This is a genomic window from Natrinema sp. CRL1 (assembly GCF_059162405.1).
In genome coordinates, this window is the sequence record NZ_JBLVOY010000001.1 from 26,872 (window position 1) to 41,379 (window position 14,508).

Below are 14,508 nucleotides of genomic sequence, written 5' to 3' on the forward strand. Positions count from 1 at the left end.
CGATGCAGGTGTTCCTCGTCTCTCCGCTCAAAAAACGCGAGTAGCCGCTCTCCTCCGCTAGTTCGAGTCGGCCGATCCCATCTCGTCGCCACCGTTCTGGGGCCAGATCGCCCAGATCAGGAGTCCGAGGACGACCACACCGGCGAGCGCGACCGACTCGAGGACGGATAGTTCGACTCCGAACCACGAGAGCGCCGTCCGGAATTCGACGACGAACGGCACGAGGACGGCGATGACGACCAGTAGTGCGCCCGGCGAGATTCGCATCTAGGGGATCACCTCTCGGACGGACTCGAGGACGATCGCGGGGTCGGTTCCGATGGTCAGCTGGAAGCCGTCGATGCCGGGGCCGAACAGGCCGCCGGCGTCGATGATGCTCGCGAGTGGGAGCGTGTACGCGAAGACCACGAGGACGGTCGCGATCGCGGTCCAGAGCTTGAGGTTGTCGAGGACGACCGGCGCGTCCTCGGGACCCGAGAGCGTCCCGGCGTAGGTGTTGTCCGGGATGGCGTCGCTCGAGTTTCCGATGGAGGTCATGACCATGTTCAGGAGGAACATGGCCAGCGCGATGGTCAGCAACGCCGCGCCCAGTGCGACCTGTGCGTTGATCTCGCCGACGGTCCCGGCGGCGGGTTCGAACGAGAAGTTCTGGTACTGCGGTTCGGCGGTCCGCCGGGGCATGCCGAACAGCCCGGAGCGGTGCATCGCGTTCGACATGAACGTCATGCCGACGAACCAGAGCAGTACCTGCCCCAACGCGAGCGAGCGGTTCCACAGTTCCTTACCAGTGACCTGCGGGACGAACCAGTAGGCCGCGGCCATGAACGTCAGCGCGACGGCGGTCCCGACAGTGAGGTGGAAGTGACCGACGATCCACCAGGTGTTGTGGACGAGGTAGTTGATGTTCATGCCGGCGTTGATCATGCCGGAGAAGCCGGCCGCGGCGAACATCAGGCCCGCGAGCGCCATGCCGGTAAAGACCGGATCCCGCCACGGAAGGGCCTTGAGCCAGCCCAGATAGCCCTTGCCGCCGCGCTGGCGCGCGCCGTGTTCCATGCTCGCGACGACGGTGAAGGCGGTCAGCAGGCTGGGCAACAGGAGGAACATCGTGTTCGTCATCGCGATGAACTTGTATCCCTCAGCGATGCCGGGGTCCAGGTACTGGTGGTGGATCCCCGTCGGCGTCGACAGCAGGAGGAAGAGCACGAAGACGACCCGCGCGAGCGGATCGCTGAACAGCTTCCCGCCGGAGAGCTTCGGCAACATGATGTACCACATCATGTACGCCGGCATCAGCCAGAAGTAGACGACGGCGTGGCCGAAGTACCAGAACAGCGTCCGGGTCAGTAGCGGGTTGACCGAATCGACGATCCCCATCGACCACGGCAATAGGAGCACGAGAATCGACAGCGCGACGCCGAGCGTACACAGGTACCAGAACAGCGTCGTCGTCAGCGTCATGAACGTCGGCAGCGGGATCCGCTCATCGGGGTTCTCCGCGCGCCAGGCCCACCACGTCCGGAACCAGTCGGCCCCGGCGAGCCACGTTCCGACGACGAACAGCACCAGTCCCACGTAGAACGCCGGATGGGCCTGCAGCGGCGCGTAGAACGTAAAGAGCACGTCCGCTTGCATATTGATCGAATCCACGACGCCGCCGAGGATCGAGACCCCGACCAGCACCGTTCCGACCACCATCATCGCGTACCACGCCCAGCTAAAGCGCAGGTCCTCGAGGCCGCGATCGAGGCTTGTCGTCACCGCCCACGTGAAGATGCCCACGAGGAAGAAGATCGTGAACGTGATCGCCAGCAACACGCCGTGGGCGGTGAGGACGGTGTAGTAGTCGGCTGAGTCGATAAAGCGGAGGTAATCGGTTCGGTGGAGCGCCTGCACGAGGCCGAGCGAGCCGCCGATCGCGAGCGCGAGGAAGGAACTCCAGAACGCCGCCGAGATCAGCCGCGCTTCCGAGGGGAACTGGTCGACGTAGGCGTTACGCATCGCCATCACCTCCGTCGGCGGACTCGTTGCCGCCGTCTGTCACGACCGAGAGCGTCCCGCTCTGCTCGTAGTCGTCGACGGTCACCGTCCAGTCGTGGTCGCCCTCGCCGAGGTCGGCGGTGTCGACGGTGAACTCGACTTGCTCGGTGCTGTCGCCGGCCACCGTAACGTCTCGTTCGGACTGCTGGTCGCCGATCTCGAGTGCGACGGTCGTCTCGAGGTCGTCCTGCATGCCGTTGCTCACGTTCGCGGTGATCGTCGTCTCGTTGCCCGCGTCGACCTCGTCGGGAGCCTCGACCGACAGCTCGGTCAGGTCGAATTCGTCTTCGGGGACGACGGTCAGTTTCCCTTCCATCGTGTGGTGATACTCGCCGCAGTACTCGTTACAGAGGATGCCGTACTCGCCCGGTTCGTCGAACCGGACGGTCATCTCCGAGACTTGCCCGGGGATGACCATCGTATTGACGTTCGTTCCGACGACCGAGAAGCTGTGTGTCACGTCCCGACTCGTCACGTAGAACGTTACTTCGCTGTTTGCCGGCACCTCGATTTGCTCCGGCGTGTACGACCACGCCTGCGCGACGACGGCGACTTCGTACTCGTTGTCGCCGACGTGTTCGACGCCGGGCTCGGCGAAGCGTTCGTCGTCGTTGATCTCGCTCGGCGTGATGTCCCCGCCGCCGTCGTCGATCATCGCGATGCCGGGGCCGACCGCACCGTAGGTAATCGTTGCGATGAAGCCGACGATCAACACCATCGCCGCGGCCAGCCACACTTTTTCGTACGTGTGAATGTTCATGCCAGCCCCACCCCCAACAGAACGGGCTGGAGCGCCCCGACCACGGTCGGCCCGTTGCCCAGGAACTCCACGAAGTACATGAACAGCCAGAGCAGTACCAGTATCAAGAAGTAGATCCCGATCAAGATCGCCGTGCCGACGGGATCGTACTCGTCGTGACCGATCTCCCGAACTCGATCGGTCTCCTGCCTTTCTGTTGCCGAAGCCATACAGGAGGGTACGGAAGAGTGAGGACTTACGACCAGTCGTATTTCCCGCCAATTGGGAAGTCCGTGGGGTATTAAGCCGTCAGCCCGCTCAGTGGCGCGTATGACTCTCGAGTCTGTCACGCCGCGACACGCGGCTGCCATCGGACTGGTGGCGTTCGTTCCGGTACTGGTCTATGCGGCTACGAACTCGGTGCTCGCCGGCGTCGTCAGCGGGATCAACCTCCTGCTCATTTACGGATCGCTGTACGTCGCCATGTCCCCGGTCGAGGGCGGGCACGGCCACGACCACGACAGGAGCGGCACAGCGAGTTGACGCCCACGCTCTCGATGACGACAGTTCCCCTCGCGCTCTCGTCCGCCGGCCTCGAGAACGCGGACCTGCTCGTCCTCGTCGTCGTCGGCCTGTTCGCGGGCGCGCACTGTCTGGGCATGTGCGGTCCGCTGGTGACGACCTACGCCGATCGGATCGGGGCCGCAAGCGAAAAGCGCCGCGAGGACGCCCTCTCCGCCTTCGAGGTCCGCCAGCACGCACTGTTCAACCTCGGGCGAACGGCGAGTTACGCGGCCATCGGCGGCCTGTTCGGCCTGCTCGGCGCGGCGACCATCGCCTCGAGCGAGACCGTCGCCGCGGTCGGCAACGGCGTCAGGGGCGCGATCGGCATCCTCGTCGGCGTCGCGATCATCGTGAGCGGCAGCTACTACCTGCGAGGGAAAACCGCCGTTCCCGGTCATGGCCTCCCCGTCGTCGGCTCGCTGTTTCGCCGCGTCTCCGGCGCGCTCTCGAGCCGGATCGACCGCCTCGCGACCTCGCCGGGGATCGTCGCGCTCGGTGCGGTTCACGGGTTCATGCCGTGTCCGATCATCTATCCGGCCTATCTCTACGCGTTCGCGCTCGGATCGCCGACCCGCGGCGCGCTCTCGCTGGCCGCGCTCGGAGTCGGGACGATACCGACGCTGTTCGCCTACGGCACGATCTTGACCGCGCTCGAGTCCGACACGCGCGTGCGACTTCACCGCGGGCTTGGCGCGGCGTTCATCGTCCTCGGCTACATTCCCCTCTCGCACGGACTGATGCTGTACGGCGTTCACCTGCCGCATCCGCCGATCCCGTTCGCACAACTCTAACATGAGCAGAGACCCGCAGCCGACCGCGAACTCGTCTGCACCGACGCCGGAGCCCGCCGTCTCGGCGCGTCCGGCTCCCGAGACGGATCCGGGGGCGGCGACCGACGCCGATACCTGCGACCTCTGTGACCTGCCGACCCCCGCCGATCCGGTTACCGACCCCGACGCCGATGGCTCGTTTTGCTGTCGGGGCTGTCTCGAGGTGGCTCGGACCCTCGAGACGGCCGACGACGCGCCGGACGAGTCGGCGTTGCGCTCCCGGATCGGCCAGCAGGGTGAGAGCGAGGAACGCAGCCCCGACCTCGCGGATCTCGACGGCGAGGACGCCTTCCTGTCGGTCGAGGGAATGCACTGCTCGACGTGTGAGGCCTTCCTTGAGGCGACCGCGGAGCGCGAAGAGGGAATCCTCGGCGCGACGGCCAGTTACGCGACGGATACGATCCGGATCGCCTACGATCCCGACCGGATCACGGCCGCGGACCTCCCCGACCTCGTCTCCGGCCACGGCTACACCGCGACCGACCGATCGGCCGACGCCGACGACGAGGGGGCGGACGACAGCGTTGCCGCGCTCTTGCTCGGCGCGTTCTTCGGGATGATGGTGATGGTGTGGTACGTCCTCTTTCTCTACCCGACCTACTTCGGCTACGAGCCCGTCGCCGACTTCGGCGGCTACGACGGGGCGTTCCTCGCGGCGAACATCTGGCTGCTGACGTCGTTCATCCTGTTCTATACCGGATTCCCCATCCTCCGCGGCGCGTTCGTCAGCCTCCGTGCCGGCCGGCCGAACATGGACTTGCTCGTCGCGACGGCCGCGCTGGGATCGTACGGCTACAGCGCGGTCGCGACGGTGCTCGGCCAGTCTCACCTCTACTTCGACATCACCGTCGCGATCGTCCTCGTCGTGACCGCGGGCGGCCACTACGAACGGGCGGTCAAGCGCCGCGCGACCGGTCTCCTCTCCGAGCTGACCGAACGGCAGGTCGATGAAGCCCGCCGCGAGGACGGCGAGACGGTGCCGCTCGAGGCCGTCGAGCCCGGCGACCGGCTCCTCGTGCGCTCCGGCGAGCGGGTGCCCCTCGACGGTGAGATCGCCGAGGGGACCGCCGCGATCGACGAATCGCTCGTGACCGGTGAATCCCTCCCCGTCGAGAAGGAGTCCGGCGACTTCGCCCGCGGCGGGACCGTCGTCACCGACGCGCCGATCGTCGTCGAAGTCGGCGACGAAGCCGAGAGCACGCTCGACCGACTCGTCTCCCTGCTCTGGTCGATCCAGAGCGCCCGGCCCGGCGTCCAGCGGCTCGCGGACAAGCTCGCGACGGTCTTCGTCCCGCTGGTCGTCGCCCTCGCCGTCGGAACCGCCGCCGTCTTGCTCGCGACCGACTCGAGCGCGTCGACGGCCCTGCTGGTCGGTCTGACGGTGATCATCGTCTCTTGTCCCTGCGCGCTCGGGCTGGCGACCCCGCTGGCGATCGCCGCGGGAATTCGGACCGCCGCGGAGCGCGGGATCGTCGTCGCCGCGGAGACGATCTTCGAGGACGCTCCTGACGTCGACACCGTCGTCCTCGATAAGACCGGAACGCTCACGACGGGGACGATGGCCGTCGAAGCGGTCCATCCCGCCGATGCGGACGAGACCGGTGCTGACGAACTCCTCTCCCGTGCCGGCGCGGTCGAGGTGCTCTCCGAGCACCCGATCGCGGAAGCCGTCGCCGACGCCGCCTCGGAGCCAGCAACCGAAGACGCTGCGGCGGATGCCCCCACAGCTGACAGCCCGACCGCGAGCACTGTCGAAAGCTTCGAGCGCGCGGATCGGGGCGTCAGCGGACTCGTCGACGGCGAGCGCGTCGCCGTCGGCCACCCCGACTTCTGCCGCGAGCGTGGGATGACTGTTCCCACGGCCCTCGAGTCCCGAATCGACGAGGTCCGCGCCGCCGGCCGCGTTCCGGTCGCCGTCGGGTGGAACGGGCGGGTCCGCGGCGCAATCGCCGTCGGCGACTCGCGGCGCGCAGCCCTCGAGGACGCACTCGAGACGCTCTCCGCGGGTCGTGAAATCGTCGTCCTGACCGGCGATGAAGGGCCGGCGGCCGAGCGATTTCGCGAACTCGAGGGCGTCGACGAGGTCTTCGCCGGCGTTCCGCCGGAGGCGAAAGCAGAAACCGTCGACCGGCTTCGAGCGCGCGGAACGGTCGCGATGGTCGGCGACGGAAGCAACGACGCCCCTGCGCTGGCCGCCGCGGATGTCGGTATCGCGATGGGCGGCGGGACGAAACTGGCGACAGAGGCAGCCGATGCGGTGATCGTCGACGATGACCTGGCGGCCGTCGCCGAGACGCTCGCTATCGCGACGGGGACCCACCGTCGGATCCGACAGAACCTCGGCTGGGCGTTCGCCTACAACGCGGTCGCGATCCCACTCGCGGTCGCCGGGCTGTTGAACCCGCTCTTTGCCGCCGCCGCGATGGCGGCGAGCAGTGCACTCGTCGTCTGTAACTCGGCGCGGTCGATCTGATCGGCCGATCGCCGACCGCGGCTTCATCGGCTGGTCGACGACTGCAGCTTCGATTTGATCTAGTCGTCCGCTGTGTCGGTCGCGTCCGTCGTATCCGCACCATCGCCGTCGTCGCTCGTCACGATCCGTTCGACTTCCCGCCGATCGCCGTTCTCGTAGACGTACGTCGTGCCCTCGTCCTCGTCGCAGGTCCGCCGGTGGCTCCCGTCACAGAACGGAAACGAGTCAGAGAGTCCGCACCGACAGACCGCGATATCCCCCTTCTCGTCGTCGATATCCGACGGCTCGAGTTTGCGTGGACCCGTCTCCTCGAGTTCGACCAGTCGTGTCATCGGACGTTTCTCCGGTCGCCGACTGCAAAACCCTTCGCTCGCGGTGGCAAGCGGCGCGAACCACGACGAGTGAGAAGCTGACATATATCACACCTTCTGGGAACGGCAAGGTTCTTGGTTCGGGTCTTGGATATCGAAACGAGAACAGAGATGTCGTTTCACGCCGAGGCAATGTCGACGGCGATCGCGCTCGCGGTCGTCAAGACGCTCGTGCTCATGGTTGGCGGCGTGATTACGTTCTTCGCGTACAAGGCCTATCAGCGCACGCGACAGCCGGCGCTTGGCTACCTCTCGCTCGGGTTCGGTCTCGTCACTCTCGGACTGGTACTGGCCGGTATGCTGTACGAACTCCTCGCCGTGCCGCTGATGACCGGTGTCTTGCTCGAGAGCCTGTTAGTGCTCGCCGGCTTCCTCGTGATCGCGCGTTCGCTGTACATCACGTAAGTCGCGCCTGCGTCCTCGAGTGAGACCGGGACTGCGGTTCGGTCCTCGCTTCGACCGGGCCCGTGGGGATGTCTTGACTCCGGATCTCGGGTGACCCAAATCGTTTTGGGAACAGTCGTATGCGTTCGTCCGTGATTTATCGAATTACGGCAGGACAGACGGCACTGAACCATGGAGCTCGTCCCTGCCGTCGTACCCCTCCCCTTCCCCCTTCCTTCCGTCCGACTGACGACTGCACGGCCGATGGCCAGTCAGAGCCGTCCGACTTCGACCCGACTCGGCTCGAGCCGTGGCAGTACATTCCGCGCCGTAACCACCCACAGGTAAGTAGGCCCCGGCTCGAGTTGGGACTATGCACGCCGACCCCGACGACGCGAGGACGCCCAGAAGTCGCGTTTCGAGTCGCTCCCACCGACCCGCCCCGGCGAGTGATCGGCCATGAGCGGATCCGACGAGCCCGAGCTGGCCGTCGGCGCGGACGCCTTCATCGACCAGGGTGCGGGCCTCGAGGTGGCGGTCGTCGGCGCGGGGGCCGTCGGCGCGACCGCGGCCTACGATCTCGCACGCGAGGGCGCGGACGTGACCCTCTACGATCGCGACACCGTCGCGAGCGACGCGACCGGGCGGGCGGCGGGGATTTGCTACGACGCCTTTGCGGACGGGCTCGACGCCGAAATCGCCAGCGACGCGATCGAGCGGTTCCGCGCACTCTCGGGGGACGACACCTTCCCGTTCGTCGAGTGTCCCTACGTCTGGCTCGCCCGCGAGGGCGACGCCGACCGGGCCGACGCCATCCGCGAACAGGTCCGTCGCATGCAGGACAACGAGATCGTCGCGTTCGAGATGGACGCCGACGCGCTCGCCGATCGGTTCCCCGCGTTGCGAACTGACGACGTCGCCGTGGCGGGTATCGCCGGCGCGGCGGGCTACACCGATCCCGCGAAATACACGGCCTGTCTCGCGGCTGCGGCGACCGGGTCCGGTGCGACCCTCGAGACCGAGACCCCGGTCGCGGTGCGGACCGATCCGCCGCGGGTCGTCCATCCGGACGGCGAGACCAGCGAGGTCGACGCGGTGCTCGTGGCTGCCGGTGCGCAAACGAGGGCGCTGCTCGCGGACGCGGGCATCTCGATCGCTATGAAACCCTACCGCGTGCAGGCGCTCGTCGCGGACGCCGACCTCGCGGAACCGATGTGTTACGACGCGAGCGGTGACTTCTATCTGCGGCCCCACGCCGACGGCGTCCTCGCCGGCGACGGCACCGAGGAACGCGAGGCCGATCCAGACGCGTACGATCGCGACGCGGACCCGACGTTCGCCGACGATCTCCTCGAGCGAATCACACATCGGGTTCCGGGGGTCGCGGACGGGGACCTCGAGCGGGCGTGGGCCGGCCTCTGTACGGCGACGCCGGACCGGGACCCGTTGGTCGGACGGATCGAGGAAGGGCTGTACGTCGCGACCGGATTCCAGGGCCACGGCTTCATGCGCGCGCCGGCAATCGGCGCGCGACTCGCGGAAGAAATACTCGGCGGGTCGGGGATCGACGCCTTCGATCCGACGCGGTTCGACGGCGACGAGTCGTTCGATGTCGTCGAAGGGATGGCCCTCGACCGGGACTGAGGCGGTGGCCTTCGGGTCAGTCTTCGACGGCGACCGGTTCCGTGTCCGTCTCCGTTTCTTGCTCGATAGCTGATTCGGTCCGATCGTTCGTCTCAGCCTCGGAGCTCGAGTCAGCGTCGCCATCCGCCTCGAGACCGTCCGGCGCGCCGGTCCGATCGGCGTCGTCGACCGCCGAGTCTTTCGGCAGTTCGACACTCAGCGTGCCCGTTTCGCTGAGTCGAGCCGTTCCGGCGTCCGGGTCGACGACGGCGTCGGTCGGGAGTTCAGCTTCGCCGTTCAGCGACATTCCGCGGCCGGGGAATCGCATCTCGTACCCCTCGCGGAACTGGCGGAACCGGTCGATGCGGATCTTGATGTTCCCCTCGAGATAGCGGACCTGCACGTCGTCCGGTTCAGCGCCGGGGGCGTCGAAGACGACGCGATACGAGGTGTCGGTCTCGAGGATATCGACGGGGAGCGATCGGTGGTTCTGGACGCGGCCGTTCGCGCGGCCGATCTGACGGTAGAGCGTGCTGCCGACCGATTTCCCGAGATCTTTGAGGCTCACGGGGCCTCACCTCGAGCGGCGCGTGCGGCGCGGGCGGGGGTCGTGGGGACCGAGAGGGGGGCGTGACAGTACATGGCAGAGATGGCCGTACAGGCGGCTATGTCAGCCCTGTTCATATCCCTTTCGCCCGGTTCAAAAGAAACGTCTGACGAAGTCGTCAGTTCCCAGTTGGGTCCCGACGGTGTGAGAGCGGAGACGGGCACCGGTCAGAGTTCGACCCGCTCGAGACAGTCGGTCCCCCCACAGACCGGACACGACAGCTCCGAGACGCCGAAATCGTCGGGGACGTCGTACGTGTAGTGGTTCTCGAAGATGTCGAGAAAACAATCCTCGTCGGTACAGACGATCTCTTCCGTCGGCGGCATATCGGCCCTTGGGGGGCCGAACTAATCAACATTGGCTTCACCCACGATGACTGCAGGGATCGACCGCGTTCCGATCGTCCGTCTGCCGACCGGTTGTTTGGACGCGTTTGTCCCTACCCATATGGCACGCTCGGCTAATCGCTTCGACATGTCCGACTCAGTCAGCCCGCCGATCGAGCGCAACCCGGCCGACGGAACGTATCACGTCTCCCGGGAGTGGACGGCGTCGCAATCGACGACGGTCGCCATCGTCACCGTCATCGACGCCATCCCCGCTCTCGAGTTCGCCGAAACCGAGACCGTCCACGACCGGGTCGACCCGGACGCGCTGGATTCGCTGTTCGAACCGACCGCTGCCGGCCCGCGCCCGGCCGGTAGTTGCGTTCGGATCGCCTTCCGGAACTTCACCGTCGTCGTCCATAGCGACGGCGAACTCGTCGTTCGGCCGGCATCGTTCGAGACGACGGAGCAGTAATACTTTCAGTCCGCGGATGCCGACTCTCGGCGCTCGAGGCTGCGTTCGACGCCGGGGGCGAGCCGGGTGATGACCGCCGACCCGTCTCGGTCCCTGACGACGAGTCCGTCGTCCGACAGCGTCGAGAGGTGGTGGGTCACCGTACTCGGGTCCCGGTCCAACTCGTCGGCCAGCGTCGTCGTCTGTGCCGGCCCGTGCTCGGCTAGCGTCTCGAGTATCCGGCGGGTCGCCTGCTTCTCGAGTGCTGTCTGGAGCGCGATATCGATATCGTCGGTCGTATCCGCGCGACGGTAACAGCGCTCCCCGCGGACCTTCTCCGAATCGATCAGCCCTTCCTCCTCGAGAATTCGGAGGTGGTGTCGGACCGTCGACAGTGACGCGTCGGTCGCCGCCGCGACCGCGGAGAGGTTGATCCCCGGATCGTCCGCGATCGTTCGATAGAGTTTCCGCCGGGAGTCGTGCTCGAGCGGATCGGAATCGTCGAACCGGCTGTAGCGAAACAGCGTACCGAGGTATCGCCACCCGCCGTCGGAGCCCGCCCGCTCGAGGGCCGTCGCCGCTACGCGAACCGTCCCCTGCAGCGATGACGACTGGCCGACGACGGCCGTCGCGGTCCCGACCGACGACGCGTTGGCGGCCGCCGCCGTGAGCAGGGTCGCGAGCGCGATGCTGGCTCCCTGTTGTGACGACTCCTCGGGAGCCGCTTCGCTCTCGTTGTCGGTCGCTTCCCCGTCGTCTGCGGCCACAGCGGAGCCGTTTCCGCCACCGTCACTCGCCGTCGATCCCCCACGATAGCCGTCGGATTCTGGTTCGGTCCCGCCGCTCGAGTCCCCCGAGTCGGCGGGTTCGGTGGTGTTCGTCGAGTTTTCGGTCTCGTTTACGTCGTCCGAGTTATCGGGATCGTCCGGATCGTCGGGGTCATCTGGGTCATCAGAGTCGTCGGAGTCGTCGGGATCATCCGGATTGTCTGGGTCATCTGGATCATCCGTATCGGCCGGATCGTCCGGGTCATCTGGATCATCCGTATCGGCCGGATCGTCCGGGTCACTGGTATCGCTCGTATCAGACGGATCGTCCGGGTCACTGGTATCGCTCGTATCAGTCGTCCCGTCGGTATCGTCAGAACTGGTGGTATCGTTCGTCTCGGTCGTCCCATCCGGATCGTCCGAGTCATCGGGATCATCGGGATCGTCAGGGTCGTCCGGATCGTCAGAGTCGTTCTGTACTGCCAGTACCGACTGAGTCGCGCTCGAGTCGGCTGTCACTGTCTCGTGTTCGGGCCCGGCGGTGACCGTTGCCGCGGCTCCGGCGGTGAACGTCGTCGCGACGAGTGCGACGACGAGACTCGCACACAGCACCGTGCGAACGGTCGTGTTCCGGGTCATGGCTCGAGACATCGATCGGTGGTGGACTCGCGGTCGCCAGCGCGGGCAAGCGGATTGGGGGCGAATCGAACGGCAGAGCGCCGCGGCTCAGTGCGTGATGACCAGCGGGAGGGACTGGCGGCGTTTCTTCCAGTTATTCACGATAATTGAACGCTTCGTCCATTAAATTATTGCAGTCGCCTTCCTCGAGCTGGCTGGACAGCGGCCTCGGGCTCGGAACGATCGATCGACGGCGTGTAGTCACCGTTTTATCGCTCGAGGCGCTATCGGGAGCCATGACTGACCCCGAGACGTTGTCGGTGACGATCGTCGACGGCTACGTCGACGAGCCCGCTCACTTCGGGGTGCCGCCGTATATCTCGACGTACCCGCGGTACGCGGCGGGCGCGCTCGTTGACGCGGGCGTCCCGCGCGAGCAGATCACGTATCACACGATCGATCGACTCCGCGACGAGCCCGACTACTGGCGAGATGTCGACGAGGCCGACCTGTTGCTCTACCTCGGCGGCATGACCGTTCCCGGCAAGTACGTCGGCGGCACGCCCGCTGAACCCGACGAGGTCCGTAAACTGGCCTGGACCGCCAACGGCACGAGCCTGATGGGCGGCCCCGTCAAGTTCGGCGTCGGCGACGAAAACGCCGGCGCGACGGAGACCGAACGGCAGGATCTGGACTTCGATTTCGTCGCCAAAGGCGACGTCGAGGCCGCCGTCTACGATCTGGTCGAGAGCGGCCTCGAGGGATTCAACAACCGGATGCGGGACCTCGACGAGGTCTCGCGGTGGGCCCGAGAGGGCGCGTTCATCGTCGAACAGCATCCCAACCATCCGGAATACCTCATCTGCGAGCTCGAGACCTCCCGCGGATGCGCGTATCGGTGTTCGTTCTGTACGGAACCGCTCTACGGCAACCCCTCGTTCCGGCCGCCGCCGACGGTCGTCGGCGAGGTCGACGCGCTCTCGAATTACGGGGTGAAACACTTCCGAATCGGTCGACAGGCCGACATTCTCGCCTACGGCGGCGACGGCGAGGCACCGAACCCCGACGCCTTGCGCCAGCTCTACAGCGGCATCCGCGAGGTCGCTCCCGACCTCGAGACGTTGCATCTGGACAACATGAACCCCATCACGATCGTCGAGTGGCCCGAACAGAGCCGCGAGGGGATCCGGATCATCGCCGAGCACAACACGCCCGGCGACACGGCCGCCTTCGGGCTCGAGTCGGCCGATCCGGTCGTCCAGGAGGAGAACAATCTGAACGTCAGCGCCGAGGAGTGTTTCGAGGCCGTCCGAATCGTCAACGAGGAAGCGGGGTGGCGACCGGACGGGGACAGGGACTCGGCACCGAATTTCGGCGACGATGCATCGCGTCACCTGCCGAAGCTCCTCCCCGGAATCAACCTCCTCCACGGGCTCAAAGGCGAACGCGAGGAGACCTACGAGCGCAACCGCGAGTTCCTCCAGCGGGTCTACGACGAGGGCTACATGCTCCGCCGGATCAACATCCGGCAGGTAATGGCCTTCGACGGTACCGACATGTCCGACACCGGAGCCGAGATCGCCAGAGACCACAAGAAGCTGTTCAAACAGTACAAGCAACAAGTCCGCGAGGAGATCGACAACCCGATGCTCGAGCGGGTCGCCCCGCCCGGGACCGTTCTCCAGAACGTCCACCTCGAGTACCATCAGGACGGCAAGACCTTCGGCCGCCAGCTCGGCACCTACCCGCTGCTGGTCGGGATTCCGGGCAAACGCGAACTCGGCCGGACGATCGATGTCGCCGTCGTCGACCACGGCTACCGCTCGGTAACTGGCGTCCCCTACCCGCTCGATCTCAACGCGGCCTCGATGGACGAACTCACCGCCATCCCCGGTATCGGCGACAGCACCGCCGGCGACATCGTCGTCAACCGGCCCTACGAGGCGATCGCCGACGCCGATCTCGGGACCGAGTTCGATCTCTCCCAGTTCATGACGACGCGACCGCTCGAGCCGGCAGACTAAGCCAAACATCTAATCGGACGGCTACCCCGTAACCGACCGTGGCGGTGCCCGTTCGCGCGATCCCAAGAGGATTTCCCCGTCAATCGACGGCACGGTGTCGGTAGTTCTATTATGGAGGGCAGTCAGAGGTGAAATCGAGGGTCTGCCTGTGGAAATATCTGAAAAACTGCTGTGTCTGTTCAGTACGGACGTTTCGGAAGAGGAGGATCGATACGTCATCGAGGTACCACGTCAAGAGGTCGAGACCGGCGACATCGACCCGGGCGAGGTCTACCGCGTCGCGCTCATCTCGCGCGAGGATGAGGTCGCGAGCGACGAGGACGCCTCGACGACGGCGACACCCCAGAGCGCACCATCGGAGCCCCAGCCGCCGGTCGACGTCGGCGAGACGCGCTACGTCGAGATCGAAGACATCGGCAAACAGGGCGACGGCATCGCCCGCGTCGAACGCGGCTACGTCATCATCGTTCCGGGTGCCGACGTCGGCGAACGCGTCAAAATCGAAGTCACCGAGGTCAAGTCGAACTTCGCGGTCGGCGAGATCATCGAAGACACGTTCTAGAAACGACCTTTTTTGCCGGGGACATCGGCCGGCGTCGAAGACGCCGGCCTCAATCCCCGGCAAAAAACCTCGGCCAAAAAAGGCCGAGCGCGAGCGCCGCTCGCGCTCGGTGAAACGGCGCGCTTC

16 protein-coding genes are annotated in these 14,508 nt (G+C 66.1%); 8 read left to right on the plus strand and 8 right to left on the minus strand.

All coding sequences use genetic code 11. The features are described 5' to 3' along the window. Window positions 1–57: 57 nt before the first annotated feature. The 4 genes from ACJYUO_RS00180 to ACJYUO_RS00195 are packed head-to-tail and all read right to left on the minus strand — an operon-like array spanning window position 58 to window position 3,009. Window positions 58–267 carry a CbaC protein gene (locus tag ACJYUO_RS00180; RefSeq protein ID WP_494343405.1) on the minus strand — a complete coding sequence of 70 codons (210 nt, stop codon included), beginning with the start codon at window positions 265–267 and terminating at the stop codon, window positions 58–60. After that, window positions 268–2,007 carry a b(o/a)3-type cytochrome-c oxidase subunit 1 gene (locus ACJYUO_RS00185; protein ID WP_494343406.1) on the minus strand — a complete coding sequence of 580 codons (1,740 nt, stop codon included), beginning with the start codon at window positions 2,005–2,007 and terminating at the stop codon, window positions 268–270. Continuing rightward, window positions 1,994–2,800 carry a cupredoxin domain-containing protein gene (locus ACJYUO_RS00190; protein WP_494343407.1) on the minus strand — a complete coding sequence of 269 codons (807 nt, stop codon included), beginning with the start codon at window positions 2,798–2,800 and terminating at the stop codon, window positions 1,994–1,996. Before ACJYUO_RS00190 ends, ACJYUO_RS00185 begins: the two co-directional genes overlap by 14 nt. Further along, window positions 2,797–3,009: a hypothetical protein gene (locus ACJYUO_RS00195; protein WP_494343408.1), complete on the minus strand. Its 213-nt coding sequence runs from the start codon at window positions 3,007–3,009 to the stop codon at window positions 2,797–2,799. The genes ACJYUO_RS00190 and ACJYUO_RS00195 overlap by 4 nt, the downstream gene beginning before the upstream one ends. Before the next feature lie 100 nt (window positions 3,010–3,109). Between ACJYUO_RS00195 and ACJYUO_RS00200 the strand changes: the two genes are divergently transcribed. Genes ACJYUO_RS00200 through ACJYUO_RS00210 form a run of 3 tightly spaced genes read left to right on the plus strand, consistent with a single transcriptional unit; the run spans window position 3,110 to window position 6,646 of the window. Then, window positions 3,110–3,322 carry a DUF8131 family protein gene (locus tag ACJYUO_RS00200; RefSeq protein WP_494343409.1) on the plus strand — a complete coding sequence of 71 codons (213 nt, stop codon included), beginning with the start codon at window positions 3,110–3,112 and terminating at the stop codon, window positions 3,320–3,322. A 14-nt stretch (window positions 3,323–3,336) separates the two neighbouring features. Further along, on the plus strand, window positions 3,337–4,134 hold the full coding sequence (locus ACJYUO_RS00205) for a sulfite exporter TauE/SafE family protein (protein WP_494343410.1): 798 nt from the start codon (window positions 3,337–3,339) through the stop codon (window positions 4,132–4,134). 1 nt (window position 4,135) lies between these two features. Next, entirely contained in the window at window positions 4,136–6,646 is a 2,511-nt protein-coding gene (locus tag ACJYUO_RS00210) for a heavy metal translocating P-type ATPase (RefSeq protein ID WP_494343411.1), read from the plus strand. A gap of 59 nt (window positions 6,647–6,705) precedes the next feature. Here ACJYUO_RS00210 and ACJYUO_RS00215 read toward each other — a convergent pair whose 3' ends face one another. Further along, complete coding sequence (locus ACJYUO_RS00215; protein WP_494343412.1) at window positions 6,706–6,978, minus strand: CDGSH iron-sulfur domain-containing protein; 273 nt, start codon at window positions 6,976–6,978, stop codon at window positions 6,706–6,708. Between the two features lie 150 nt (window positions 6,979–7,128). Here ACJYUO_RS00215 and ACJYUO_RS00220 point away from each other — a divergent pair, with 150 nt between their 5' ends. Further along, window positions 7,129–7,422, plus strand: coding sequence for a DUF7521 family protein (locus tag ACJYUO_RS00220; RefSeq protein WP_494343413.1), 294 nt, complete (start codon window positions 7,129–7,131; stop codon window positions 7,420–7,422). Between the two features lie 438 nt (window positions 7,423–7,860). Then, entirely contained in the window at window positions 7,861–9,045 is a 1,185-nt protein-coding gene (locus ACJYUO_RS00225) for an NAD(P)/FAD-dependent oxidoreductase (RefSeq protein WP_494343414.1), read from the plus strand. Between the two features lie 16 nt (window positions 9,046–9,061). Here ACJYUO_RS00225 and ACJYUO_RS00230 read toward each other — a convergent pair whose 3' ends face one another. Next, window positions 9,062–9,592, minus strand: coding sequence for an Hsp20/alpha crystallin family protein (locus tag ACJYUO_RS00230; RefSeq protein WP_494343415.1), 531 nt, complete (start codon window positions 9,590–9,592; stop codon window positions 9,062–9,064). A 206-nt stretch (window positions 9,593–9,798) separates the two neighbouring features. Further along, a complete protein-coding gene (locus ACJYUO_RS00235) occupies window positions 9,799–9,957 on the minus strand; it encodes a DUF7559 family protein (protein WP_444719925.1) in 159 nt (52 codons plus the stop codon). Between the two features lie 148 nt (window positions 9,958–10,105). Between ACJYUO_RS00235 and ACJYUO_RS00240 the strand changes: the two genes are divergently transcribed. After that, complete coding sequence (locus ACJYUO_RS00240) at window positions 10,106–10,432, plus strand: HalOD1 output domain-containing protein (protein WP_494343416.1); 327 nt, start codon at window positions 10,106–10,108, stop codon at window positions 10,430–10,432. Window positions 10,433–10,437: 5 nt separating this feature from the next. Here ACJYUO_RS00240 and ACJYUO_RS00245 read toward each other — a convergent pair whose 3' ends face one another. Continuing rightward, window positions 10,438–11,817, minus strand: coding sequence for a winged helix-turn-helix transcriptional regulator (locus ACJYUO_RS00245; protein ID WP_494343417.1), 1,380 nt, complete (start codon window positions 11,815–11,817; stop codon window positions 10,438–10,440). Window positions 11,818–12,092: 275 nt separating this feature from the next. Here ACJYUO_RS00245 and ACJYUO_RS00250 point away from each other — a divergent pair, with 275 nt between their 5' ends. Further along, window positions 12,093–13,820, plus strand: a complete 1,728-nt coding sequence (locus ACJYUO_RS00250) for a radical SAM protein (protein ID WP_494343418.1) — start codon at window positions 12,093–12,095, stop codon at window positions 13,818–13,820. 148 nt (window positions 13,821–13,968) lie between these two features. Then, the gene (locus ACJYUO_RS00255; RefSeq protein WP_494343419.1) at window positions 13,969–14,382 is read left to right on the plus strand and encodes a TRAM domain-containing protein; all 414 of its coding nucleotides are present in this window, start codon (window positions 13,969–13,971) and stop codon (window positions 14,380–14,382) included. The last annotated feature ends 126 nt before the right edge of the window (window positions 14,383–14,508 follow it).